A 25,272-nucleotide genomic window follows, 5' to 3' on the forward strand; every position below is an offset into this window, starting at 1 on the left:
CCGCGCAGGCCGGCTTGCGTACACTGGCCCCGATGTCTTCCCGCTTCATCCACCTGCACCTGCACACCGAATTCTCGCTGGCGGATTCGACCATCCGCGTGCCCGAGAAACCGGACGAGGGCCTGCCGTCCAAGGCCAAGCGGCCCAACCTGGTCAGCCGCGCGGTCGAACTGCAGGCCCCGGCGCTGGCGGTGACCGACCGCAACAACCTGTTCGCGCTGGTGAAGTTCTACAACGCCTGCGAAAAGGTCGGCATGAAGGCCATCGCCGGCGCCGACGTCAGCGTGATCGAGGAAGACGGCACGCCGTGGCCGATCACCCTGCTGTGCCGCGACCACGGCGGCTACCTGACCCTGTCGCGCCTGCTCACGCGCGCCTGGCTGGAGGGCCATCGCACCGACGGGGTGGCGATCGATCCGGCCTGGCTGCGCGAGGACACCTCGGGCCTGTTCGGCATCATCGGCCGCAACAGCCAGGCCGGGCGACTGGCCGCCAGCGGCCGCCACGACCTGGCCGAGCAGCACATCGCCGACTGGCAGCGCGCCTTCGACGACAGCCTGCACCTGGAGCTGACCCGCACCCAGCGCGAGGGCGAGGAGGCGTTCAACGCCTTCGCCCTGCACGCGGCCGCCGCGCGCGGGCTGCCGGTGATCGCCAGCAACGATGTGCGCTTCCTCACGCCCGAGGGCTTCGATGCGCACGAGGCGCGCGTGTGCATCGCCTCGGGGCGCGTGCTGGACGATCCCAAGCGCCCGCGCGAGTACAGCCGCGAGCAGTACCTCAAGTCCGCCGAGCAGATGGCCGAGCTGTTCGCCGACGTGCCCGACGCGATCGACAACACCTGGGCGCTGGCGCAGCGCTGCAACATCGAGCTCAAGCTCGGCACCTACTTCCTGCCGGCCTACCCGGTGCCGGACGAGGAGACGCTGGACAGCTGGATCCGCAGCGAGTCGCGCCGCGGCCTGGACGCGCGCCTGGAGAAGAATCCGCTGGCGCCGGGCAAGACGCGCCAAGACTACGTGGACCGGCTCGAGTTCGAGCTGGACACCATCATCAAGATGGGCTTCCCCGGCTACTTCCTGATCGTGGCCGACTTCATCCAGTGGGGCAAGAACCAGGGCATCCCGATCGGCCCGGGTCGCGGTTCGGGCGCCGGTTCGCTGGTGGCCTGGGCGCTGCAGATCACCGATCTGGATCCGCTGCCGTACAACCTGCTGTTCGAGCGCTTCCTCAACCCCGAACGCGTGTCGATGCCCGACTTCGACATCGACTTCTGCATGGACCGGCGCGATGAGGTGATCGACTACGTCGCGCGCAAGTACGGCCGCGACCGCGTCAGCCAGATCATCACCTACGGCACCATGGCGGCCAAGGCGGTGGTGCGCGACTGCGGGCGCGTGCTGGGCTTCCCGTACGGCTTCGTCGACGGCGTGGCCAAGCTGATTCCCAACATCCTGGGCATCACGCTCAAGGACGCGATGGGCGAAGGCAAGGACAGCGAGATGGCCTCGGCCGAGCTGATCCAGCGCTACGGCAGCGAAGACGACGTGCGCGACCTGATCGACCTGGCGCGCCAGCTCGAAGACCTCACCCGCAACGCCGGCAAGCACGCCGGCGGCGTGGTCATCGCGCCCTCGCCGCTGAGCGATTTCAGCCCGCTGTTCGCCGAACACGACGAGGGCACGCGCGGCAAGAACCCGGTCACCCAGTTCGACAAGAACGACGTGGAAGCCGTGGGCCTGGTGAAGTTCGACTTCCTGGGCCTGCGCACGCTGACCATCATCGACTGGGCGGTCAAGGCGATCAACGCGCGCCATGCGCGCGCCGGGATCGAGCCGGTGGACATCGCCGCGCTGCCGCTGGACGACGTGCCCACCTACCGCGACATCTTCGCCGCGGCCAACACCGGCGCGGTGTTCCAGTTCGAATCCTCGGGCATGCGGCGCATGCTCAAGGACGCCCGGCCCGACCGCTTCGAGGACCTGATCGCGCTGGTGTCGCTGTACCGCCCCGGCCCGATGGACCTGATCCCGGACTTCATCGCGCGCAAGCACGGCCAGCAGGAGTTCGAGTACCCCGATCCGCGCACGGTGGACATGCTGCAGGACACCTACGGGATCATGGTGTACCAGGAGCAGGTCATGCAGATGGCGCAGATCGTCGGCGGCTACTCGCTGGGCGGCGCCGACCTGCTGCGCCGCGCGATGGGCAAGAAGGTGCCGGCCGAGATGGCCAAGCACCGCGAGATCTTCCGCGAGGGCGCCGCCAAGGGCGGCGTGGATCAGGCCAAGGCCGACGAGATCTTCGACTTGATGGAGAAGTTCGCCGGCTACGGCTTCAACAAGTCGCACGCGGCGGCCTATGCGCTGGTCAGCTACCAGACCGCCTGGCTCAAGCGGCACTACCCGGCCGAGTTCATGGCCGCCACGCTGTCCTCGGACATGGACAACACCGACAAGGTGGTGGGCTTCCTGGCCGATGCGCGCGGCCTGTCGTTGGAGATCCTGCCGCCGGAGGTGAACCACTCGGACTTCATGTTCGTGGCCACCGATGCGACCACCATCCGCTACGGCCTGGGCGCGATCAAGGGCGTGGGCCAGGGCGCGTGCGAGGCGATCGTGGCCGAGCGCCAGCGCGGCGGCCCGTACCGCGACCTGCTGGATTTCTGCAAGCGCACCGAGGCCGCGCGCCTGAACCGCCGCACGCTGGAGGCGATGATCAACGCCGGCGCGCTGGACGAGCTGGGCAAGAACCGCGCCTCGCTGATGCTGCAGGTACCCGAGGTGATGAAGGCCATCGATCAGCTGGCGCGCAACCGCAACGCCGGCATCGTGGACATGTTCGGCTCCAGCGCCGGGGGCGACGACATCCACATCGAGCTGCCCGAATGCGACGAGGCGCCGCTGGCGCACAAGCTGGCGGCCGAGCGGGACACGCTGGGCTTCTACCTGTCCGGCCACCCGATGGATCCCTACCGCGAGGATCTGCGCGCCCTGGTCGGCAACGACCTGGGCAGCCTGGACACGATCTGGTCCAGCCAATCCGGCGGCGGTGGCGGCGGCGAGCGCAAGTGGCGCCCCGGCGTGGTCGCGGTGCTGGCCGGCAAGGTGGTCGCCGTGCGGCAGAAGGGCGACAGCCAGAGCTTCATCACCCTGGAGGACGGGCGCGGCCGCCTGGAGTGCAGCGCCTTCTCCGATGCGATGGCCGAGTTCGGCCAGCTGCTGACCCGCGACCGCATCCTGGTGGTCAAGGGCGAGCTGCGCGAGGACGAGTTCAACGGCGGCTACAGCCTGCGCCTGCGCCAGGTCTGGGACTACGCCCAGCTGGTCCAGGCCACGCAGAAGCTGTCGGTGCGCCTGGACCTGCGCGTGCCCGGCGTGCTGCAGCGCATCGAGGCCCTGCTCGACCAGCATCGCCCCGGGCGTACCTCGCTGCGCCTGGACCTGCTGCTGCCAGGCGGCGTGGCCGGCATGGTCGAGATCAACGGCAGCCAGTCGGTGAGCGTCGATGCCGACCTGATGGGCACCCTGCGCGAGCTGCCCGGCGTGCGCACCGTGAAGATGGCCGTCGGCCACCGCCCCTGGGCGCACTAGGCCCGCGCGCCGCACCACACCCCCCGGTACGGGGCCTTGTGCCCGCATCGGCTAAACTCCCCCGCTTTACGGCTCACCGCTTGCCGATGAATCCCAATTACCTCGATTTCGAACAGCCCATCGCCGATCTGGAAGCCAAGATCCAGGAGCTGCGCAGCGCCAGCGCCGGTCCGGCGGTCAATGTCGATGCCGAAGTGCGCGCCCTGCAGACCAAGCTGCGCACGCGCACCGCGCAGATCTTCCGCGACCTGACCCCGTGGCAGGTCAGCCAGCTCTCGCGCCATCCGGCCCGGCCCTACACGCTGGACTACATCAAGGTGTTCTGCGACGAGTTCCAGGAACTGGCCGGCGATCGCGCCTTCGCCGACGACAAGGCCATCGTCGGCGGCCTGGCCCGCATCGACGGGCGCCCGGTGATGCTGATCGGCCACCAGAAGGGCCGCGCCACCAAGGAAAAGATCATGCGCAACTTCGGCATGCCCAAGCCGGAGGGGTATCGCAAGGCGCTGCGCCTGATGAAGATGGCCGAACGCTTCGGCCTGCCCGTCCTCACCCTGATCGACACCGCCGGCGCCTGGCCCGGCATCGACGCCGAGGAGCGCGGCCAGTCCGAGGCCATCGCCCGCAATCTGATGGAGATGGCCGAGCTGAAGGTGCCGATCGTGTGCACCGTGATCGGCGAAGGCGGCTCGGGCGGCGCGCTGGCCATCGGCGTGGGCGACCGCACGATCATGCTCGAGTACAGCACCTATTCGGTCATCACCCCGGAAGGCTGCGCCTCGATCCTGTGGAAGGACGCGGGCAAGGCCAAGGACGCGGCCGAGCAGCTGGGCCTGACCGCCAGGCGCCTGCGCGAGCTGGGCCTGGTGGACAAGGTCGTGCGCGAACCCACCGGCGGCGCCCACCGCAACCCGCGCGCCATGGCCACGCGCCTGAAGGCCGTGCTGCTGGGCGAACTGGACGCCCTGGCCGACGTACCGGTGGACACCCTGCTGCAGCGCCGCTACGAGCGTCTGCGCGGCTACGGCGCCTACGAGGCGGCCTGAGCAGCGCGGCGCGCCGCACGATCGACGCAAACGAAGACGCCGGGCACTGCCCGGCGTCTTGCGTTGTGACCCTGGGCGCGGCCTTCAGTGCTGCGCGGTCGCGCTGCCGTCGCCGATCTTGGAGGTCTGGTACAGCTCCAGGCCGATGCGCTTGATCAGGCCCAGCTGCTGTTCCAGCCACCAGGCGTGGTCTTCCTCGGTATCGCGCAGCTGCGCCAGCAGCATGTCGCGGCTGACGTAGTCGCCCTTCTCCTCGCACAGCTTCATGCCGGCGGCCAGGTCGGCGCGCACCTTGTACTCGGTCTGCAGGTCGGCCTCGAGCATCTCCACCACGGTCTTGCCGGGGGTGAACGGATGCGGGCGCATGTCCGGGTCGCCCTCCAGGAACAGGATGCGGCGCAGGATCGCGTCGGCGTGCTCGGTCTCCTCCTCCATCTCGTGGCCGATGCGCTCGTACAGCCGCTGCAGGCCCTGGTCCTCGTAGCGGCGCGAATGCAGGAAGTACTGATCGCGGGCGGCAAGCTCGCCGCGCAGCAGGTCGATCAGGCAGGCGATGACCTCGGGATGGCCTTTCATGGCGGAACCTCGTGACTGGAACGGCCGCCATGGTCGCGCATCGGCGCGGACGATGTCTTAAACGGAATCACTTTCACTCGCAGCCCGCGCCGATGCCGTCCCGGCTTCACACAATCCGGGCATGCTGTGCGCGGGCCAGCCTCCCCCTGCTGGCCGGAACCGCCTCGAATGATCCGCTGGCTGCGTCGTGTCCTGCTGTCCCTGCTGGTGCTGTGCCTGCTGCTGGCGCTGGTCGCCTGGCTATTGCTGCGCGGCAGCCTGGCCACGCTGGACGGACAGCGCCAGATCGCCGGCCTGTCGGGCCCGGTGAGCATCAGCCGCGATGCGCTGGGCACGGTGACCATCGAGGCCGGCAACCCGGTCGATGCGGCACGCGCGCTCGGCTACGTCCACGCGCAGGAGCGCTATTTCGAGATGGACCTGATGCGCCGGACCTCGGCCGGCGAGCTGGCCGCGCTGTTCGGCGCCCGCGCCCTGCCGCTGGACCGGCGCCATCGCCTGCACCGCATGCGCGCCCGCGCCGAGGCCGGCCTGGATGCCTTCGCCGGCGACCATCGCGCCGAACTGGACGCCTACACCGCCGGGGTCAATGCCGGCCTGGCCGCGCTGCGCGTGCGGCCCTGGCCTTACCTGCTGCTGCGCCAGCGGCCGCAGCCGTGGACCGCGGCCGATGCCGTGCTCACCGGCGATGCGATGTACTTCGACCTGCAGGACGCCGACGACGCCCGCGCCCTGTCGCTGTGGAAGCTGCAGCAGCGCCTGCCGCCGGCCCTGTTCGCCCTGCTCGGCCACGACGGCAGCCACTGGGACGCGCCCCTGCAGGGCGCGCCGCGCGAGGATGCGGTGCTGCCCGGCGCCGACGTCGTGGACCTGCGCACCCTGCCGGCAGCCGCGTCGGCCGGCGCTGGCGGCGAAGCGCTGGCCCCGGGCAGCAACAACTTCGCCGTGGCCGCGGCCCACACCGCCGATGGCCGCGCCATCGTCGCCGACGACATGCACCTGGCCCTGCGCGCGCCCAACCTCTGGTTCCGCGTGCGCCTGCGCTACGCCGATCCGCGCGCGCCGGGCGGCCGCGTGGACGTGACCGGCTTCAGCCTGCCGGGGCTGCCGGCGGTGATCGTGGGCAGCAACACGCACGTGGCCTGGGGCTTCACCAACGGCTTCGCCGACACCGCCGACCTGTTCCGCATCACGCCCTGCGCCGCCACGCCCGCGCCGGGCTGCGCGCCGGTGCGCGTGTACCGAGAGACGCTCGCCGTGGCCGGCGCCGCGGCGCAGACGCTCGAAGTGCGCCAGAGCGCCTACGGCCCGCTGGTCGAGGACCTGCCCGGCGGCCAAGCGCTGGCGCTGCGCTGGGTCGGGCACCTGCCCGGCGCGCTCAACCTGGGCCTGGACGACTTCGCCCGCGCGGGCGATCTGGACGACGCGCTGCGCATGGCCGGGCACGTCGCCGTGCCCGCGCAGAACCTCCTGCTCGCCGACGCCGGGGGCCGCATCGCCTGGCGCCTGCTCGGGCCGCTGCCGCAGCGCACGCCGGGCTGCGAGGCCAGCGCCCTGGTGTTGCCCAGCGCCTCGGCCGCGTTCGATGCGCAGGGCCGGCCCGCCGCGCCCTGCCCGGCTTGGCCGATCTCCACCCAGCTGGTCGAGCCGCTCGCCGATCCGGCCGATGGCCGGCTGTGGACGGCCAACAACCGCGTCGCCGACGGCCCGCTGCTGGCGGTGCTGGGCGATGGCGGCTATGTGCTCGGCGCCCGCGCGCGGCAGATCCGCAACGACCTGCAGCGGCTCGAACGCGCTGACGAACGCAGCCTGCTGGCCGTGCAGCTGGACGACCGCGCCGTGTTCCTGCAGCGCTGGTGGGCGCTGCTGCAGCGCGAAGCCCAGGGCGCGCCGCCCTCGTCGGCGCTGGCGGCGCTGGCCAAGGCGGCCGACCACTGGGACGGCCGGGCGAGCGCGGATTCGGTCAGCTTCCGCCTGGTGCGGCGCTGGCGCCTGGCCGTGCAGGACCGCATTGCCGAGGGGCTGGTGGCGCCGGCGGGCGTGGCCTTGGATCGGCCGCCGGCCGCGCTGTTCCCGCAGCTGGAAGGCGTGGTCTGGCCGCTGCTGGAGCAGCGACCCGCGCACCTGTTGCCGCGCCGGTTCGCCTGCGCGGCGGAGCAGCAAGGGGCTGCCTGCGAGGACACCGCCGGCTGGTCGCGTCTGCTGGAGGAAGCCGCCGACGAGACCCGCCGCGAACTGACCGCCATCGGTCCGCTGGCCAAGCGCACCTGGGGCGAGCAGAACACGGCGGCGATCTGTCACCCGCTGGCGGCGGCGCTGCCCGCGCGCTTCAAGTCGTGGCTGTGCATGCCGCCGGATCGCCTGCCCGGCGCCGGGGACATGCCGCGCGTGCAGGCGCCGGCCTTCGGCGCGTCCGAGCGCATGGTGGTCTCGCCGGGCCACGAGGCCGACGGCTTCGTGCACATGCCCGGCGGGCAGAGCGGTCATCCGATGTCGCCGTTCTGGGGCGCGGGCCATGCCGACTGGGTCCAGGGGCGGGGCACGCCGTTCCTGCCCGGTCCGGCGCAGCACACGCTGCAACTGGTCCCGGCGCGCTGACGCGTGCTCAGTGCAGGCTGACTTCCTCGTTCAGCGCCGCCATCAGGCCGCTGAACTGATAGGGCTTGGGCAAAAAGCGCACGCCGCGCGGCATCTCCGGCAGGCTGGCCTGCGGATAGCCCGAGGTCAGCACCACCGCGATCTGCGGGTACTCGCGTGCCACCATCTCCACCAGCTGCACGCCGGACATGCCCAACGGCATCAGCACATCGCTCATCACCACGTCGAAGCCGCCGTCGCGGATCAGCAGGTCCAGCGCCTCGCCGGCACTGCCGGCCGTCACCACGTCCACCTGGTACATCGACAGCCCGTCCTGCACCACGCGCAGCAGTTCGGCGTTGTCGTCCACCATCAGTACTCGCAGGCGCTTGCCCATCCGGTCGAGTCCTCTCGGTTGCAGACGACACGCTGTCCGGGTTGCCGCGCCGCCTCGTGACTGTCGGGGCGGATCATGGCGAGACCGATGCCAAGACCGCGTGTGCGTGCCGTGCACACCATGCATACGCAAAAGCCGTCGGAGAAGGGCCGTCGCACACACATGGCTTCGACCATGCTGACCGCCGGGACAGCCCGGTGAAGCATCGCCTGCCGGGCGTTCAGCGGCGATCCTTAGGCTCTTGAAGGTCGATTCCCTTGCCTTCTCCCCCATGAAGATTCATCGCTCGACCCCATTGCGACTGACCGCAGCTGCGCTACTGGGCGCGCTCTCCCTGCGCGCGCTGGCCGATGAACCGTCCAGCTGCACGGCGCGCGCCAAGCCCGGCGACAACCTGCAGCAGGCCATCGACGCGCTGCCGGCCGGCGACGCGCCGGTGACGTTGTGCTTGGCCGCGGGCGAGTATCCGCTCAAGGGCCTGGTCTCGATCCAGCGCGACCACCTCACCCTGCGCGGTGCCGGCCCGACCACCGTCCTGCGCATGGCGCCCGACGTGCAGCAGCCCCTGCTGGTGGTGGGCGACTATCAGCAGCAGGTGCCGCGCCGCCCGATCACCGGCGTCACCATCGCCGACCTGAGCCTGATCGGCGCCAAGGACGTCGAGCACGAGTTCATGCCCGAGCGTCCCTACTTGAGCAACAGCGCGGTGGTGGTGCGCAACGGCCACGACGTGCGCCTGACCGGCCTGCATGCCAGCCAGTGCCGCAGCGCCTGCCTGCTGACCGAACAGGGCAGTCGCGACATCACCCTGGACCACAACGATGTCTCCGGCGCGGTCTGGGACGGGGTGTCCTTCAACAGCACCTCCAAGGTCACCATGACCGACAACCGCGTGCACGACAACGTCGCCGCCGGGATCACCGCGGAGGAGCTGCGCGACAGCCAGATCCGCGACAACGTGCTGTCGAACAACGGCAGCCAGGGCGCGTATCTGTCCAATTCCTCGGGCAACCTGTTCGTCGGCAACACCTTCAGCGGCAACCACGGCGCGGGCGTGTTCCTGACCTGCGCGATCCGCTTCCGCAACGCCGATGGCAGCACCCAGTGCTGGGACAACAGCGTCAGCCAGAACAACGTCTTCGACGCCAACCACTTCGACAAGGACCCGTTCACCTACACCATCGGCGTGGACAAGTCGGCCAACTGCACCAGCGCCACCTTCAAGCCGAACATCTGGAAGGCCAGCAACCAGGCCAGCGCCTCGGGCGTGGACATGGACCCGCAGCGCTACGGCTACTGCGTGCGGCACGAGCCGTAGGCCGTAGGCGGGGGCTAGTTGCCGAAGCGGCGGCCGCCTTCCCCCCGCAAACCCAACACCCGTCATCCCCGCGAACGCGGGGATCCAGGGACTTTCGTGCGGATCGCGCGACGTCCATGGGTTCCCGCTTTCGCGGGAACGACGGTTTGCCGGACTCCCTCAACGGCTGCGGAAGACGCACTGCATGCGGCCCAACCCACCGACATCACAGCGCCTGCGCATGCACTCCCGCGATCGCGCGACCGGACGGGTCGGCGGCCGCGGCGAAGCTCGCGTCCCAGGCGATCGCCGCCGGCGAGGAGCAGGCGATCGACTTGCCGCCCGGCACGGTCTCGGCCGCCGCGGTGGACGGGAAAGCCTGCTCGAACAGCGTGCGGTAGTAGTAGGCCTCCTTGGTCTGCGGCGGGTTCACCGGGAAGCGCTTGTCGGCCGCGGCCAGCTCGCGGTCGGTGACCTGGGCCTCGGCATGCGCCTTGAGCCCGTCGATCCAGCCATAGCCCACGCCATCGCTGAACTGCTCCTTCTGCCGCCACAGGATGGAATCGGGCAGATAGCCGGCGAAGGCCTCGCGCAGCACCGCCTTCTCGATGCGCTTCCTGCCGTCGGCGCCGACCGTGATCATCTTGTGCGCGGCATCCATGCGCATGGCCACGTCCATGAACTCGCGGTCCAGGAACGGCACGCGCGGCTCCACGCCCCAGGCCATCATCGACTTGTTGGCGCGCAGGCAATCGTAGTTGTAGAGCGCGTCCAGCTTGCGGATGAGTTCTTCATGGAACTCACGCGCGTTGGGCGCCTTGTGGAAGTACAGATAGCCGCCGAAGATCTCGTCGCTGCCCTCGCCCGAGAGCACCATCTTGACCCCCATCGCCTTGATCCGCCGCGCCAGCAGGAACATCGGCGTGGACGCGCGGATGGTGGTGACGTCGTAGGTCTCGATGTGGCGGATCACCTCGGGCAGCGCGTCCAGGCCTTCCTCGAAGGTGTACTCGAAGCCGTGGTGCACCGTGCCCAGCGATTCGGCGGCGACCTTGGCCGCGGCCAGGTCGGGCGAACCGCTCAGGCCGATGGCGAAGGAATGCAGGCGCGGCCACCACGCCTCGGTCCGGTCGCCGTCCTCGATGCGGTGACGCGCATAGCGCGCGGCCACCGCAGCCACCAGCGAGGAATCCAGGCCGCCGGAGAGCAGCACGCCGTAGGGCACGTCGGTCATCAGCTGGCGATGCACGGCGCGTTCGAACGCCTCGCGCAGCTCGGTCGGCGTGACCTCGACGCCCTCCACGGCGTCGTAGTCGCGCCAGGGGCGCTTGTAGTACTGCTTGAGCTCGCCGGTGGCGCTGTCGTACCAGTGGCCCGGTGGGAACTGCGCCACATCGGCGCACTGCTCGGACAGCGACTTCATCTCCGAGGCCACGCGCAGGCGGCCCTGGCTGTCGTGGCCCCAGTACAGCGGGCACACGCCGATGGTGTCGCGGGCGATGATCACCCGGCCGGCGGCGCGGTCCCACAGCGCGAAGGCGAAGATGCCGTTGAGGCGGTTGAGGAAGGATTCGACCTCGTCCTCGCGGTAGAGGGCGTTGATGACCTCGCAGTCCGAGCCGGTCTGGAAGGCGTAGGGCTGCTGGAGCTCGGCCTTGAGTTCGCGGTGGTTGTAGATCTCGCCGTTGACCGCCAGGGCCAGCTCGCCGTCCTCGCTCAGCAGCGGCTGCGAGCCGCCGGCTGGATCGACGATGGCCAGGCGCTCGTGCACCAGGATGGCGCCGTCGTCGACGTAGACGCCGCTCCAGTCCGGGCCGCGATGGCGCTGACGCTGCGAGCACTCCAGCGCTTGCCGGCGCAGCGCGCCCAGATCATCGCCGGGTTGCAGACCGAAGATGCCGAAGATCGAACACATGGGAGAACTCCTGAAGGAACCTGACGTGGGGTAAGTGGCGCTTGTAGTTGGATCCCCGGCCACGGAGGGCCAGGCTTTTCGCAGAGGGACCTGCACACGCATAAAAAAACCCGCATCGGCCGATGCGGGTTTTCTGGTTCCTCAGGCGTTCGTCGTTGTTGCTTTGCCTAGTCGCAGACCCGCATCGGTCGCGCACGATTATTCGCGCGCAGATTGCGGTTGTTGTTGTTCGCGACGTTGGCCAGGACGGACGGCATGGGGCGACGTTAACCCGGCTTCCGCGCTCGGCGCAACCCTTTCAGCCGCAACGAAACTGGCCTCCGAGAGACGCCGATGGCGCGCGGCCGACGCGTCGCCCACACCGCCCGGGGCGGCATGGCCGGCTAGTCCTGCGCCACCAGCAGCCGCTCGACCAGGGCCAGGTACAGCGCCGGCAGCCGCTCCAGATCGGCCACGCGCACGTGCTCGTCGACCTGGTGGATGGTGGCGTTGACCGGGCCGACCTCGATGCACTGCGCGCCCAGCGGCGCGATGAAGCGCGCATCCGAGGTGCCGCCGCCCGTGCTTTCCTCCGGCGGCGCGCCGGCGAATTCGCCCAGCACCTCGCGCGCGACCCGCCGCAGGCGGCCCTCCGGCGTGTAGAACGGCTCGCCGCTGCGATGCCAGCTCAGCGTGTATTCCAGGCCGTGGCGCTCCAGCAGCGCGGTGATCTCGGCCTCCAGCCTGGGCGCGTCCCAGTGCGGGGTGTAGCGCAGGTTGAACTGCATGCGCAGCTCGCCCGGGATCACGTTGCTGGCGCCGGTGCCGGCGTGCAGGTTGGAGACCTGCAGGCTGGTCGGCGGGAAGCTCTCGTAGCCATCGTCCCAGTGCCGCGCGGTCAGCTCGGCCAGCGCCGCGGCGGCTTGGTGGATCGGGTTGCGCGCCTTGTGCGGATAGGCCACATGGCCCTGCACGCCCTTGACCACCAGTGTGCCGGTCAGGCTGCCGCGACGGCCCACGCGCAGCAGATCGCCCAGGGTCTCGGTCGAGGACGGCTCGCCGGTGATGCACCAGTCGATGCGCTGGCCACGCTCGGCGAACAGCCTGGCGACATGGCGCACGCCGTCGATGGCATCGCCCTCCTCGTCGCTGGTCACCAGCACGGCCAGCGTGCCGACATGGTCCGGGTGCGCGGCCACGTACTGCTCGGCGGCGACCACGAACGCGGCCACGCTGCCCTTCATGTCGGCGGTGCCCCGGCCGTAAAGATTGCCCTCGCGCACCTGCGGGTCGAAGGGATCGCTGGTCCACGCCTCCAGCGGGCCCGGCGGCACCACGTCGGTATGGCCCAGCAGCACCAGCACCGGCGCGCCGCTGCCGTGGGTGGCCCACAGGTTGTCGACCTGGCCCAGGCGCAGATGTTCGCAGGTGAATCCCGCCGCCTGCAGGCGCGCGGCGATCAAGGCCTGGCAGCCGGCATCCTCGGGCGTGACCGAGGCGCGCGAGACCAGTTCGCAGGTCAGCGCTAGGACATCATTCATGGAAAAGCGGATCGGCTGAGCGGGCGACAAGGATACGACGACCCCCGCCCCCGTAGAGCGGAGCTTGCTCCGCTGCTCTTGGGTCAGGATCCCAGGGAAAGTTCCAGCGACCAGATCAGCGGGAAAGCCCTAGCGGAGCAAGCTCCGCTCTACGCGATCCCGAAGCGTGCCTTGAAGCCGTTGTCGGAGAAGCCCTGGCTCAGCGTGCCATCGTCGGTGATCACCACCGGCCGCCGGATCAGCTGCGGATGCTCGCGCAGCAGCAGCTTCCATTCGGCCTCGCTGCCGGGCGACTTGCGGTTCTCGGGCAGCTGCCGCCAGGTGGTCGAGGACTTGTTGACCAGCGCGTCGAAGCCACCGGCCTTGCCCGCCCATTCCACCAGCGTCTCGGGCGCAGGCTTGTGCTCGCGATAGTCGACGAAGGTGTAGGCCACCCCGAAGCGATCCAGCCACTTGCTGGCCTTCTTGCAGGTGTCGCAGTTCTTCAGTCCGTAGAGTGTCGTGGTCATGCAGGCGTGTCTCACAAGTCCTGGGGGCTTGCGAGGACGCCGCGTCAGCGCAACGGGTGCGGCGCGACGCCCTCGTTGGTCATCTTCACCGGCAGGATGTGGCCCTGGGCATCGAAGACCATGCGGTCGATGGCGACCTGACGATGATTGCCATCGTGGTCGCCCAGCGGGTGACGATGGTAAACGATGTACCAGGTGTCGTCTTGGCCGCGGAAAATGGAATTGTGGCCCGCGCCGGTGCCGATCTTCGGATCCTGCTGCAGGATCTTGCCGATGCGCTTGAACGGCCCCAGCGGCGAGTCGCCGATGGCATAGGCCACCGCGTAGTCCGGCCCGGTCCAGCCGCCCTCGGACCAGAGGAAGTAGTACTTGCCGTCGCGCTTGAACATCAGCGGACCCTCGACGTACTCCGGCGCCGGGGTGATCTCCTTGAACACCGTGCCGTCGTCCATCGGCCGCACGCCGGTGAAGTCGTCCTTCAGGCGGACGATGTTGGCGTGCTTCCAGCCGCCGTAGATCATGTACCAAGTGCCGTCGTCGTCCTTGAACACGAACTGGTCGATCGGCTGGGCGCCGTTGTGGAACTGCCCGATGAGCGGCTTGCCGATCAGGTCGCGGTACGGGCCCGCGGGCGCATCGGCCACGGCCACGCCGATGCCGCCGACTTCGGCATCGCTCTTGATGTCGTTGGCGGCGAAGAAGAAGTAATAGCGCCCGCGGTTCTCCACCACGGCCGGCGCCCACATCGCCTCGCGCGCCCAGGACACCGCATCGATCTTCAGCACACCCGGATGCCGGGTCCAGGTCACCAGGTCCGGCGAGGAGAACGCATCGAAGTAAGTCTGCTGCGCGTACGGCAGCGAACTGGTCGGGTAGATCCAGTAGGTCTTGTCGAAGACCGCCGCCTCGGGGTCCGCGTACCAACCCGGGAAGATGGGATTACCGGCACGCGCCTTGGCGGCCGGCTCCGCGGCCCAGGCGCCCGACATGCCCGCGACCATCACCAACCCCAGCGCCGCCGCCTTCCAGCCCCGATCCCGCATGCTCCGCTCCCGCCGCAATAGACCAGCACCGAGTCTAGGCGGCACTGGATCGATCCAAAACAAGACCAAAGTCAAACGCGAACCGCCGGCTAGACTGGCATGGAGTCGTTGTTCAGCAGCCTCACATCAAGGGTGCCGACCCGCGCTCACAGCAGGCGTTCGGACACCACCCGGAACGCCACGCGGGGCAACCGGAACGCCAGCCCCTCCTCCAGCCTGACGCCCAGGTCCTGCAGCCGCGGACAGGCCAGCGTGCCGGTCAGCTGCAGCGGTTGCAGCGTGGCCAGATCCACCGGGAGCGCGATGCGGGTGCTGGCCCAGCGCCCGTCGCAGGTGCGGGCGATCGCCTCATCCTGGCAGGTGAGAAACCGCAGCAGCGTCTCGCGCGTGCCGAACGCCGGCTGCCACTGGGCATCGTCCCACTGATGGGCGGGCTGCCACTGCACCCGCAGCGCGGGCGCACTGCCCTGCCCTGGATCGATCCGCGTGCTGCCGCCGCCATCGCCTTGCAGCGCATGGACGAAGCGGGCGGCCAGGTGCGGCTGCATGGCATCGCTCCAGGCGCGCGCGCCGGCGACGTAGGCGATCTGGTCCATCGTGTTGCGATCGAACAGCACCACCGGCGTCGCGGCCGGGTCGTCTTCGCGGCGCAGGTACCAGCGCCAGTTGCTCTGCAGCGGCGAGGGCAGCAGCGTGCGCAGCGGCCCGGCCAGTGCGGGACCGAAATGGCCGTGGCGATAGCTGAGGATGGTGTACGGCGTGCGCCCCTGATGGACGACATAGGTGTGCCCGGGCGGCGCCGGCGGCGCGGCGCGCACGTCGATCCACCAGCTCAGATAGATCACCTCGCGCACATCGCTGACCAGCGCCGGCAGCGGCCAGCGGCGCGTCAGCGCGCGCCGCCATCGGGTCCAGCCGGGGGCGTGCAGCAGACGCGGCAACGCGCGCCCGTACCAGGCGGCGGACGGGTGCCGGTATGCCGCGGCCTGCGCGAGGTCCGGCACCGCGGCGCTCAGTCCGCCAGTCCGCGCAGCAGGTCGTTGACGCTGGTCTTGGCGCGGGTCTTCTCGTCGACCTGCTTGACGATCACCGCGGCGTACAGCGAATGCGTGCCGTCCTTGGCCGGCAGGGAGCCGGACACGACCACGCTGCCCGGCGGCACGTAGCCGTAGCTCACCTCGCCGGTGGCGCGGTTGTAGATGCGGGTGGACTGGCTGAGGAACACGCCCATGCCGATCACGCTGTGGTGGCCGACCACCACGCCTTCGACCACCTCGGCGCGGGCGCCGATGAAGCAGTGGTCCTCGATGATGGTGGGCGAGGCCTGCAGCGGTTCGAGCACACCGCCGATGCCGGCGCCGCCGGACAGATGGCAGTGCTTGCCGATCTGCGCGCACGAGCCCACCGTGGCCCAGGTGTCGACCATGGTGCCCTCGCCCACGTAGGCGCCGATGTTGGTGAAGCTGGGCATCAGCACCACGTCCTTGCCGAAGTAGGTGCCACGGCGCGCCACCGCGCCGGGCACCACGCGCACGCCGCCGGCCTTGAACTGCGCCGCGTCGTAGCCGGCGAAGCGCGCCTCGACCTTGTCCCAGAACGGCGCCGGCTCGGCCTCGATCACGCGCATGTCGTTGACGCGGAAGTACAGCAGCACCGCCTTCTTCAGCCACTCGTTGACCTGCCAGCCGCCCTCTGCCAACGGCTCGGCCACGCGCAGCGCACCGGATTCCAGCCCGTCGATGGCCGCGTACACGGCCGGGCGCACCTGCGCCTGGATCTCGTCGGCGGTGAGTTCGGCGCGGCGCGCGAAGGCGTCTTCCAGGGTGGACTTAAGGGTTTCGAGATCGACGGCGGACATGGGGCGTGGGGTTCCTGCAGACAGAGGGTGAGGGAGATCAGGCGGCCGCTTCCAGGCAGCTGGCCAAGGCCTGGCGCAGGGATTCGCGCTCGGCGTCGGTCAGCGGCTGGTCGCCTTCGTCGCTGAGGTGGAACAGGTCTTCGGCGCGCTCGCCGAAGGTGGCGATGCGCGCATCGTGCACGCGCAGATGCTGGCGGCGCAGCACCTGCGCCACCTGGGCCAGCAGCCCGGGCCGGTCGGGCGCGACCAGGTCCAGCACCGTGTAGCGGCCATCGAGCGTGTTGCCGAACTCGAAGCGCGGCGGGAAGCGGAAATGCCGCAGCTGGCGCGGCACGGTGCGCTGTGCCACGCGCACCTGGTCCAGCGCGCCGGCCAGCGCGCGACGCAGCGCATCGGCCAGGTGCCCGGGATCGTCGCTGGCATAGGTGTCGGCCGGCAGCACCTCGAAGGAGTCGAACACCGTCCCGTGCGGCCCCACCAGCACGCGCGCCTGGTGGATGGCGAAGCCCTGCTTGTCCAGCGTGGCCAGGATCGCGGCGAACAGGCCGTCGCGGTCGGGCGAGTGCACGAACACCTCCATCGCCCGGGTGTTGTCGTCGATCAGGCGCACCTGCACCAGGGTCTGGCCGTGGCGCACGTCCACCAGCGCCGCCGCCTGCCAGGCCAACTGTTCGGGGCGGAAGCGCAGGAAGCTCTCATCGGGCATCTCGGCGAACTGGCGCGCGATGGTGTCGGCGTCGAAGCCCTGCGCCAGCAGCAGCGCACGGGTCGCCTCGCGGCCTTCCTCCACGCGCTGGCCGGCGGCCATCGGCTGCTCCAGGCCCTCGCGCAGCACACGGCGCGTGGCGAAGTACAGGTCGGCCAGCAGCCGGTCCTTCCACGCGTTCCACAGCTTGGGGCTGGTGCCGGCGATGTCGGCGCAGGTCAGCAGGTAGAGATAGTCCAGATGCTCGCGGTCGCCGACCAATGTGGCGAAGCGGTGGATCACCTCCGGATCGGCGATGTCCTGCTTCTGCGCGGTCACCGACATGCGCAGGTGCTGTTCGACCAGCCAGGCCACCAGGTCGGTGTCGGCCTCGCTGAGCCCGTGCGCCGCGCAGAAGTCGCGCGCATCGGCCGAGCCCAGCTCGGAATGATCGCCGCCGCGGCCCTTGCCGATGTCATGGAACAGCCCGGCCAGCAGCAGCAGCTCGGGCTTGCGCAGGCGCGGCCAGACTTCGTGGGCGATGGAGAAGCGCTCGTCGGCGCGGCCGTTGGCGAACGCCGCCAGATTGCGCAGCACCATCAGCGTGTGCTGATCGACCGTGTACACGTGGAACAGGTCGAACTGCATGCGCCCGGACACCTGGGCGAAGGCCGGCAGCCACTGCCCCAGCACGCCCAGGCGGGCCATGCGCGCCAGCGTGTCGACCGCGCGCGGGCCGCGCAGCAGCGCCATGAACTGCGCCCGCTGCTCGGCGCTGGCGCGTGCATACGCCGGCAGCGTCGGCAGCGCCTCGGCCAGCGCGCGCGCGGTCTGCGAATGCAGGCCGCGGACCTCGGCCTGCGCGGCCCAGGTGGCGAACAGCGCGAACACCGCGCCGACGTCGGCCGGCCAGTGCGGATCGCGCGCGGCCAGGTAGTTGCGACGCAGCTCGAAGTCCGCATCCAGCGCCTGCGGCGTGCCCTCGCCCTCGAACTGCTCCTCGAAGCGCTGCAGCAGGCGATCGCCGATCCGGCGCACGATCGCCGCGCTGCGGTAGAAGGCCTGCATCATCTGCTCCACGCCCAGGCTGCCGGGCGCGTCCCGGTAGCCCAGGCGCGTGGCCAGCGCCTTCTGGTAATCGAAGCGCAGGCGCTCCTCCGGCCGGCCGGCAACCAGATGCAGCCCGTAGCGCAGCCGCCCCAGGACGCGGCGCTCGCGCGCCAGCGCGGCGGCCTCGTCCGGGCCCAGCTGATCCATGCCCACCAGCGACTCCAGGTCGCGCACGCCGAAGGTGCGCAGCGCCATCCAGCCCAGCGTGTGCAGGTCGCGCAGGCCGCCCGGGCCGTCCTTGATGTCCGGCTCCAGATTGTCCGAGGTGTCGCCGAAGCGCGCGTGGCGCTGGGCCATCTCCTGGCGCTTGACCTGGAAGAACTCGCGCGGCGGCCACACCTGCCGCGGCGACACGGCCTCGGCCAGGGCCTTGCGCGCGGCCTCGTCGGCGATCAGCGGGCGCGCCTCGAGCAGCGCGGTGGCCACGGTCTGATCCTGCGCCGCCTCGCTGCACTGCGCCGGCGAGCGCACCGCATGGCTGAGCTTCAGGCCGGTGTCCCAGACCAGCGCCAGGCAGCGGGCGAGCGCGTCGTGGTGCAGCTGCTGGGCCTCGGGTTCGCCCAGCACCAGCACGTCCACGTCCGACTGCGGAAACAGTTCGCCGCGCCCGTAGCCGCCGACCGCGAACAGCGACAGCCCGCTCTCGGCCGGCAGGCAGCGCCGCCAGGCCTCGCGCAGCAGGTGGTCGACCGCGCGCGCGCGCAGCGCCAGCACGTGGTCGATGCGGTCAAGATCCTCGTAGCGGCGCGCCAGCTTCTCGTCGGTGGCCGCCAGCGCGGCGCGGGCCTGTTGCGACCAGACGCCATCGGTGGCCGGATCGGCCTGCGCCGGCGCGCGCGCCGCGCCGCTGGCAACCGGCGGGGCGGTCACAGGTCGTTGTCGTCGCCTGGCAGGCGGGTGAGGATCTCCACGCCGTCCTCGGTCACCGCCACGGTGTGCTCCCACTGCGCCGAGAGCTTGCGGTCCTTGGTCACCACGGTCCAGCCGTCCGGCAGGGTCTTGGTGTAGCGCGTGCCCTCGTTGATCATCGGCTCGATGGTGAAGGTCATGCCGGGCTTGAGCACCACGCCATCGCCGGGACGGCCGTAATGCAGCACCTGCGGCTCGTCGTGGTAGACCTGCCCGATGCCGTGGCCGCAGTACTCGCGCACCACGCTGAAGCGCTCGGACTCGGCGTACTGCTGGATCGCATGGCCCACATCGCCCAGCGTCGCGCCCGGCTTGACCGCGCGGATGCCGCGGAACATCGCCTCGCGGGTGGTCTCGACTAGACGCTTGGCCATCACCGACGGGGTGCCGACGTAGTACATGCGGCTGGTGTCGCCATGCCAGCCATCCTTGATGACGGTCACGTCGATATTGACGATGTCGCCTTCCTTGAGGACCTTGCCCTCGCTCGGGATGCCGTGGCAGATCACGTTGTTGACCGAGGTGCACACCGTGGCCGGGAAGCCGCGGTAGCCGACATTGGCCGGGATCGCGCCCTGCACGTGGACGATGTGGTCGTGGCAGATGCGGTCCAGCTCGGCGGTGGTCACGCCCGGCTTCACGTGCGGGGCGACCACTTGCAGCACTTCGGCGGCCAGGCGGCCGGCCACGCGCATCTTCTCCAGGTCGGCAGCGGATTTCAGTTGGATGCTCATGCGCCCATTATCGCCGATTGCGTCCGCATCTGAACGGGCAGGTCCGGTCTCGCGGCCGGGAAACGGCGCCCGACCGCAGTGGGGCCAGGCCCTCGCACCCACCGCCCGGGAGGCTCGGACCGCGCATCTCGATGACGGTCACGCGCCGCCACCGAAGGCCCCGCCCCCGTTAGTAACGGACCACAAGACGCCGCCTACTAGGACGCAAGTCTCAGATTTGCATGAATAATTTTTTGTATTCAGCGCAGGTCAGCACTGTTCGTAAGGTCACTTTCTTTAAACCCGAGCCGGCCAAGGCGCCGGTACTTGTGGTCCCAAGGACCGGGAGAGACTCCATGCGTTACCTGCTTTCCAACACCCTCGCCGTTGCCCTGCTGGCCGCCTGCGGCATCGCCCAGGCGGCAGATACCACCACCTTCAACGTCAAGCTGGTGGTGACCAAGTCCTGCACCATCACGGCCGCCGCCGCGACCGATGTGGACTTCGGCACGCAGGCCTCCACGGTGACCGCCAACGTCGATAACGCCGGCAGCCTGACGGTTCGCTGCACGCCGCTGACCCCGTACGCCATCGCGCTCAACGCGGGCGCCAATGCCGCCACGGCCGGGGATGTGACCACGCGCCGGATGAAGCACACCGACGCCACCGTCACCACCAACAACTACGTCGGCTACCAGCTCTACGCCGACCTGAGCCGCACGACCGTGTGGGGCGGCACCACCGGCACCAACACGCTGGCCAGCACGGGCCTGGGCATCAATCAGGTCTATCCGGTCTACGGCCGGATCAACAACCTGGCGGCCAACAATCCCGCCCCGGGCTCGTATCAGGACACCGTGACCGCCACGATCATCTACTGAAGGAGCGATATGGGGAAAACCCAGGATGCGCGTGCAAAACACAGGAGAGGGCTAATCAGATGGACCTGGATAGCGTTGATCACCACGCTGGGCAACACGGCCTTTGCCACGAGTCTGCAGGTTTCTCCCACCTCGATCACCCTCACCCCGGCACGCAATGCCGACGCGCTGTGGCTGAGCAACACCGGGACCGAGCCGGTCCACGTCCAGTTGCGCGTGTTCCGCTGGCCCCAGTCCGGCGGCACTGAGTCGCTGGATGCCACCCAGGAGGTGATCGCCAGCCCGCCGATGCAGACCATCGCCCCCGGCGCGCGCCAGCTGGTCCGGCTGATCCGTCCGGACCGCTCGCCCGTCGCCGCTCAGGCCAGCTACCGCGTCCTCGTCGACGAATTGCCCAGCGGCAATGCGCGACAGGGGCTGCAGCTGGTGCTGCGCTACTCGGTGCCGGTGTTCGTGCAGCCGGGCGATGCGGCGCCGCAGCCGGTCCTGGCCGCCACGGTGGTGGCCGCCGCCGATGGCGCCAGCGCGCTGGAAGTGCGCAACACCGGCACCGGCCACGCGCAACTGGCCGACCTGGGCATGGTCCAGGCAAGCGGGCCGGACACCGTGCTGCTGCCCGGCCTGGTGGGCTATGTGCTGCCAGGTCAGACGATGCGCTGGACGCTCCCGGGCGCCGCCGGCCGCTACGTCGGCGCGCATTTCAAAGCCAGGATCAACGGTGAAGCCGAGAAGCGTCCACTGCCGCTCGTGCCGCCCTCCCGCTGAAGGCTGCTCTGCCGCACTGGCGCGGGTTGCGCTGCTGGCCCTGCTGATCGCTCCGCCGGTCGCGGCCTTCGACCTGGCGCCGCCGCCTGCCGCGCCGATGGCCGACCCGCGCTACGACCAGGTGCTGTACCTGCAGGTGAGCCTCAACCAGACCGACACGGGCAAGATCGAGCGCTTCGAGCTGCGCCGCGGGCGCCTGCATGGATCCGTGCAGACCCTGCGCGCGATCGGCTTCCGCCTGGACGGGCGCGCGCCCGAAGATGTGCTCGCCCTGGATGCGCTGCCCGAGGTCGCGGTGCGCTACGAGCCCGAGGTCCAGCGCCTGTTCTTCGATGCGCCGCTGTCCGCGCTGAAGCTGGACACCACCGTGCTCGCACCCGAGCAGGAGCCCGCCCCGCAGGCCACCTCCTCGCCGGGGGCGCTGCTCAACTACGACCTCTACGCCAATCGCACTGCCGACCAGACCAATCTGGCCGCCACCGTGGAACTGCGCGCCTTCGGCATCGGCCAGGGCGTGCTCAGCAACACCTCGGTCATACGCCTGTACGAGGGCCAGGGCACTCACGGCTGGCGGGTCGAACCGACGCGCCTGGACACCCACTGGCAGCTGGACCTGCCGGACCGGGCGCTGACCCTGCAGCTGGGAGATTTCTACAGCGACGCCCTGGACTGGACGCGCTCGATCCGCATGGCCGGCGTCCAGCTTGGGCGCAACTACGGGCTGCAGCCGTATCGCGTGCCCCCCCCCCCCCCGCCGGCCTTCCTCGGCGACGCCGCGGTGCCCTCGCAGGTGGAGCTGTATGTCGATGGCCTGCGCCAGTACAGCGGCCAGGTCGCCGCCGGGCCGTTCCAGCTCTCCACCCTGCCCGGCATCAACGGCACCGGCAACGCGCAGGTGGTGGTCACCGATGCCTTCGGCCAGGTGCGCACGCTGGATTTCTCCTTCTACGGCACCCAGGAGCTGCTGGCCAAGGGCCTGTCCGAGGGCGGCGTGGGGGTGGGCGTGCTGCGCGAGGACTACGGCCTGCGCTCGTTCCGCTATGGCAACACCGTGGTGGGCACCGGGACGTTCCGCTATGGCGTCAGCGATGGCTTCACCGTCGAGGGTCACGCCGAGCATGGCGGCAACATCAGCAACGCCGGCGCGGGCGGACTGTGGCTGCTGGGCGGCGCCGGCGTGCTGTCGGCCTCCTATGCGCGCAGCCGCCGCGGCGATGAGGCAGGCGGCCAGACCGCGATCGAGCACACCTGGAACAACGGCACCTTCAACCTGGCCATCGGCACCCAGCGCACGCATGGGCGCTATCGCGATATCGGCAGCCTGCAGGGCAGCATCCCGGTCAGCGCCAGCGACCACGCGATCTTCGGCGTCTCCCTGCCCCGCTTCGGTTCGCTCAGCGCCAGCTACGTGCGGCTGCGCAACGAGGACGAACCCAGCCTGCGCTATGCGGGCCTGTTCTGGTCGCAGACCTTCGGCGAGGACTGGTCGGCCAACTTGTCGGTGAACCAGAACCTGGACGACGCCTCCGACCGCAGCCTCTATCTGTCGGCCTCGCTGGCGCTGGACGGGCTGCGCCGGGCCTCAGTCTCGACCCAGCGCAACGGCAACCTCAACACCCAGGTGGTCGAGGCTTCCCGAGCCGTACCCGGCGACGGCGGCCCCAACGGGCTGGGCTGGCGCGTGCAGGCCCGCAGCGGGACCGACGGCACCGGCGGTCTGGCCGAACTGGGCTGGCAGAACGATGTCGGCCGCTACGGCCTGGGCGCGGCCAGCCAGGGCGGCACCACCTACGGCTATGCCAGCGCCAGTGGCAGCCTGGCCTGGCTGGGCGGCGGCGTGCTGGCCGCGCGTTCGGTCGACAACGCCTTCGGCGTGGTCTCGACCGGACGACCGCACATCCCGGTCCGGCTGGAGAACCGCCTGATCGGCCAGACCAACGCCGACGGTCTGCTGCTGGTGACCCCGCTGCAACCCTGGCAGCGCAACCGGGTCTCGATCGACATCCTCGACCTGCCCGCCGACCTGCGCGTGGACGAGGTGGAACGCGTGGTCACCCCGCGCGCCGGCGCCGGTCTGAAGGTGCCCTTCGCCATCACCCAGGTCCGCACCGCCACACTGGTCCTGCGCCATCCGGCCGGCCAGCCGCTGGCGGTGGGCAGCACGGTGACGCCGGTCGGTGCGAAGGAGCCGGTCGCCGTCGTCGGCCACGACGGCGAGACCTACCTCGACAACCTGCAGCTCAGGAACCGTCTGCGGATCGGCGCCGAATCGGGCACCTGCGTGGTGGATTTCGACTATCCCGCCCGGATCGCCTCCGCCCGGATCCCACGCATCGGTCCGCTGACCTGCGCCCCGGAGACCCGCCAATGAGCCGCCGCCTGCCGTGCTGCCTGCTGCTGGCCCTGCTGGCGCTCTGGGCCTGGGCGCCGAGCGCGCGCGCGGCGACGGTGTGCACCGCCACCACGCCGACGGTGCTGGCCTTCGGCAATGTCTCGCCCACACAACCCACCGATACCGTCACCTCCTTCACCGTGACCTGCAGCACCGCCGCGCTGGCCGTGCTGAGCAACACCAAGGTGCGGCTGTGCGTGGGTCTGGGCCCAGGCAGCGTCGATACCTCGCTGTCGCCGCGTCGTCTGCGCAACGCCGACGGCGACACGCTCAACTACCAGCTCTATCTGGACCCGGCCCGCAGCCAGATCTGGGGCGCGCTGGGCAATGCGGTCAGCACCGTGCTGGTGCTGGATTTCGATTACGCGATTCCGTTGATCATCGGTGGCTCGCAGGCGCAGACCGTGACCATCTACGGCCGCATTCCGGCCAACCAGGCGCTGGCGGCGGGCAGCTATGGCAGCACCTTCGCCGGCGCCAGCACCGTGCTGACCTATGCGGCCAACACGCCGCTGCTGGGCGCCGCGGCGAGCTTTCCCGCCGCCTGCAATGTCTCCGGCGCGACGACTGCCAACGACGCCTTCCCCTTCGTCGTCTCCGCCAACGTGCCGGGGCAGTGCTACGCCTACAGCGCCAGCGATCTGGACTTCGGCAGCGTCGCGGGCTTCATCGCCGCCAATGTCGACCAGACCTCCGCCATCGGCCTGACCTGCACGCGACGCACCGCCTGGCAGCTGGGCCTGGACAATGGCAGCAACGCCCTGCTCGGCCAGCGGCGCATGCGCCAGGGCGCCACCGCCCAGTACGTCGCCTACGACCTCTACCTCGACCCCGCGCGCAGCCAGCGCTGGGGCAACGTTCTGAACACCGACACCTTGCAGGGCACCGGGACCGGCGCCGCCCAGACCGCCACCGTCTACGGCCGCGTGCCGTCCGGGCAGAGCGCGGCCGCCGGCAGCTACAGCGACACCATCACTGTGACCATCACCTACTGACGCGCAAGGTCAGAACCGACCCGCGCAGGCGACGCCAGGGCGTGTTCCTTGTGAACGCGGTCTCATAAAACGCCCTGCGATGCGACTTCATGCGCCATGCCGGAGTTGGCACGCCGCCTGCATGACTCCGGGCAGACCGGGCATCTCGCCCGTCCACCTCCCCCGGAAACCCCATGCGCCTGTCCTCCTCCCGCCGTCTGCTGCTGCTCGTCATCCTGATCGCCGCCGCCCCGCTGCTGGCCTGACCCGCGCCAGGGCGCGATTTGCGCCCACCTGCGCCCGCCGGCTATAATCCGCCGGCTCTGAAAGGCCGCCAGGCCTTGTAGAGACCGCCCACGCCGGGCGTCACCGGCGAATACACACCTGCTGCCACAGCCCGTGCCGGGGTGCCTTCCTTACCAGGAGGGTTCGGCCACGGACGCCGCAGGGAGGCCCAACCCCGGAACCATCAGTGCCGCATCCAAAACGCGCGGCCGGTTCCACTGCCTTGG

General features: G+C 70.1%; 18 protein-coding genes. 8 read left to right on the forward strand and 10 right to left on the reverse strand.

What is annotated here, in order from left to right; all coding sequences use genetic code 11:
* Positions 1-32: 32 nt before the first annotated feature.
* The gene (gene dnaE / locus EAT51_RS14160; RefSeq protein ID WP_130521350.1) at positions 33-3,593 is read left to right on the forward strand and encodes a DNA polymerase III subunit alpha; all 3,561 of its coding nucleotides are present in this window, start codon (positions 33-35) and stop codon (positions 3,591-3,593) included.
* A gap of 86 nt (positions 3,594-3,679) precedes the next feature.
* A complete protein-coding gene (locus EAT51_RS14165; protein ID WP_130521348.1) occupies positions 3,680-4,639 on the forward strand; it encodes an acetyl-CoA carboxylase carboxyltransferase subunit alpha in 960 nt (319 codons plus the stop codon).
* Between the two features lie 84 nt (positions 4,640-4,723).
* Here EAT51_RS14165 and bfr read toward each other — a convergent pair whose 3' ends face one another.
* On the reverse strand, positions 4,724-5,215 hold the full coding sequence (bfr, locus tag EAT51_RS14170; RefSeq protein WP_130521345.1) for a bacterioferritin: 492 nt from the start codon (positions 5,213-5,215) through the stop codon (positions 4,724-4,726).
* A gap of 168 nt (positions 5,216-5,383) precedes the next feature.
* Here bfr and EAT51_RS14175 point away from each other — a divergent pair, with 168 nt between their 5' ends.
* The gene (locus tag EAT51_RS14175) at positions 5,384-7,813 is read left to right on the forward strand and encodes a penicillin acylase family protein (protein ID WP_130561767.1); all 2,430 of its coding nucleotides are present in this window, start codon (positions 5,384-5,386) and stop codon (positions 7,811-7,813) included.
* Between the two features lie 7 nt (positions 7,814-7,820).
* On the opposite strand, the gene EAT51_RS20315 is transcribed toward EAT51_RS14175, so the two are convergent.
* The gene (locus tag EAT51_RS20315) at positions 7,821-8,189 is read right to left on the reverse strand and encodes a response regulator (protein WP_165394527.1); all 369 of its coding nucleotides are present in this window, start codon (positions 8,187-8,189) and stop codon (positions 7,821-7,823) included.
* A 271-nt stretch (positions 8,190-8,460) separates the two neighbouring features.
* On the opposite strand from EAT51_RS20315, the gene EAT51_RS14185 reads away from it, so the two are divergent.
* Entirely contained in the window at positions 8,461-9,507 is a 1,047-nt protein-coding gene (locus tag EAT51_RS14185) for a right-handed parallel beta-helix repeat-containing protein (protein ID WP_130561768.1), read from the forward strand.
* A 205-nt stretch (positions 9,508-9,712) separates the two neighbouring features.
* On the opposite strand, the gene asnB is transcribed toward EAT51_RS14185, so the two are convergent.
* The 8 genes from asnB to map all read right to left on the reverse strand — a co-directional run bounded on the left by asnB (position 9,713) and on the right by map (position 19,769).
* Positions 9,713-11,401, reverse strand: a complete 1,689-nt coding sequence (asnB, locus tag EAT51_RS14190; RefSeq protein ID WP_130521337.1) for an asparagine synthase B — start codon at positions 11,399-11,401, stop codon at positions 9,713-9,715.
* Between the two features lie 383 nt (positions 11,402-11,784).
* Entirely contained in the window at positions 11,785-12,921 is a 1,137-nt protein-coding gene (gene dapE / locus EAT51_RS14195) for a succinyl-diaminopimelate desuccinylase (RefSeq protein WP_130521335.1), read from the reverse strand.
* A gap of 149 nt (positions 12,922-13,070) precedes the next feature.
* Positions 13,071-13,430 carry an arsenate reductase gene (locus tag EAT51_RS14200; RefSeq protein ID WP_130521333.1) on the reverse strand — a complete coding sequence of 120 codons (360 nt, stop codon included), beginning with the start codon at positions 13,428-13,430 and terminating at the stop codon, positions 13,071-13,073.
* Between the two features lie 44 nt (positions 13,431-13,474).
* Complete coding sequence (locus EAT51_RS14205; RefSeq protein ID WP_205953635.1) at positions 13,475-14,473, reverse strand: glycoside hydrolase family 43 protein; 999 nt, start codon at positions 14,471-14,473, stop codon at positions 13,475-13,477.
* Positions 14,474-14,619: 146 nt separating this feature from the next.
* Positions 14,620-15,489 carry a hypothetical protein gene (locus EAT51_RS14210; RefSeq protein ID WP_130561802.1) on the reverse strand — a complete coding sequence of 290 codons (870 nt, stop codon included), beginning with the start codon at positions 15,487-15,489 and terminating at the stop codon, positions 14,620-14,622.
* Positions 15,486-16,331 (reverse strand): 2,3,4,5-tetrahydropyridine-2,6-dicarboxylate N-succinyltransferase, encoded by an 846-nt coding sequence (gene dapD, locus EAT51_RS14215; RefSeq protein WP_130522896.1) that lies wholly within the window; start codon positions 16,329-16,331, stop codon positions 15,486-15,488. Before dapD ends, EAT51_RS14210 begins: the two co-directional genes overlap by 4 nt.
* Positions 16,332-16,368: 37 nt before the next feature.
* Complete coding sequence (gene glnD / locus EAT51_RS14220; protein WP_130521330.1) at positions 16,369-18,996, reverse strand: [protein-PII] uridylyltransferase; 2,628 nt, start codon at positions 18,994-18,996, stop codon at positions 16,369-16,371.
* A complete protein-coding gene (gene map / locus EAT51_RS14225) occupies positions 18,993-19,769 on the reverse strand; it encodes a type I methionyl aminopeptidase (protein ID WP_130521328.1) in 777 nt (258 codons plus the stop codon). Before map ends, glnD begins: the two co-directional genes overlap by 4 nt.
* A 335-nt stretch (positions 19,770-20,104) precedes the next feature.
* Here map and EAT51_RS14230 point away from each other — a divergent pair, with 335 nt between their 5' ends.
* The 4 genes from EAT51_RS14230 to EAT51_RS14245 all read left to right on the forward strand — a co-directional run bounded on the left by EAT51_RS14230 (position 20,105) and on the right by EAT51_RS14245 (position 24,781).
* Positions 20,105-20,629, forward strand: coding sequence for a Csu type fimbrial protein (locus EAT51_RS14230; RefSeq protein WP_130521326.1), 525 nt, complete (start codon positions 20,105-20,107; stop codon positions 20,627-20,629).
* A gap of 75 nt (positions 20,630-20,704) precedes the next feature.
* The gene (locus tag EAT51_RS14235) at positions 20,705-21,394 is read left to right on the forward strand and encodes a fimbrial biogenesis chaperone (protein ID WP_228257945.1); all 690 of its coding nucleotides are present in this window, start codon (positions 20,705-20,707) and stop codon (positions 21,392-21,394) included.
* Entirely contained in the window at positions 21,348-23,765 is a 2,418-nt protein-coding gene (locus tag EAT51_RS14240) for a fimbria/pilus outer membrane usher protein (protein ID WP_130561769.1), read from the forward strand. Before EAT51_RS14235 ends, EAT51_RS14240 begins: the two co-directional genes overlap by 47 nt.
* Positions 23,762-24,781 carry a Csu type fimbrial protein gene (locus EAT51_RS14245; protein WP_130521319.1) on the forward strand — a complete coding sequence of 340 codons (1,020 nt, stop codon included), beginning with the start codon at positions 23,762-23,764 and terminating at the stop codon, positions 24,779-24,781. Before EAT51_RS14240 ends, EAT51_RS14245 begins: the two co-directional genes overlap by 4 nt.
* Positions 24,782-25,272: the final 491 nt, after the last annotated feature.

The organism is Pseudoxanthomonas winnipegensis, assembly GCF_004283755.1.
Lineage (GTDB): Bacteria > Pseudomonadota > Gammaproteobacteria > Xanthomonadales > Xanthomonadaceae > Pseudoxanthomonas_A > Pseudoxanthomonas_A winnipegensis.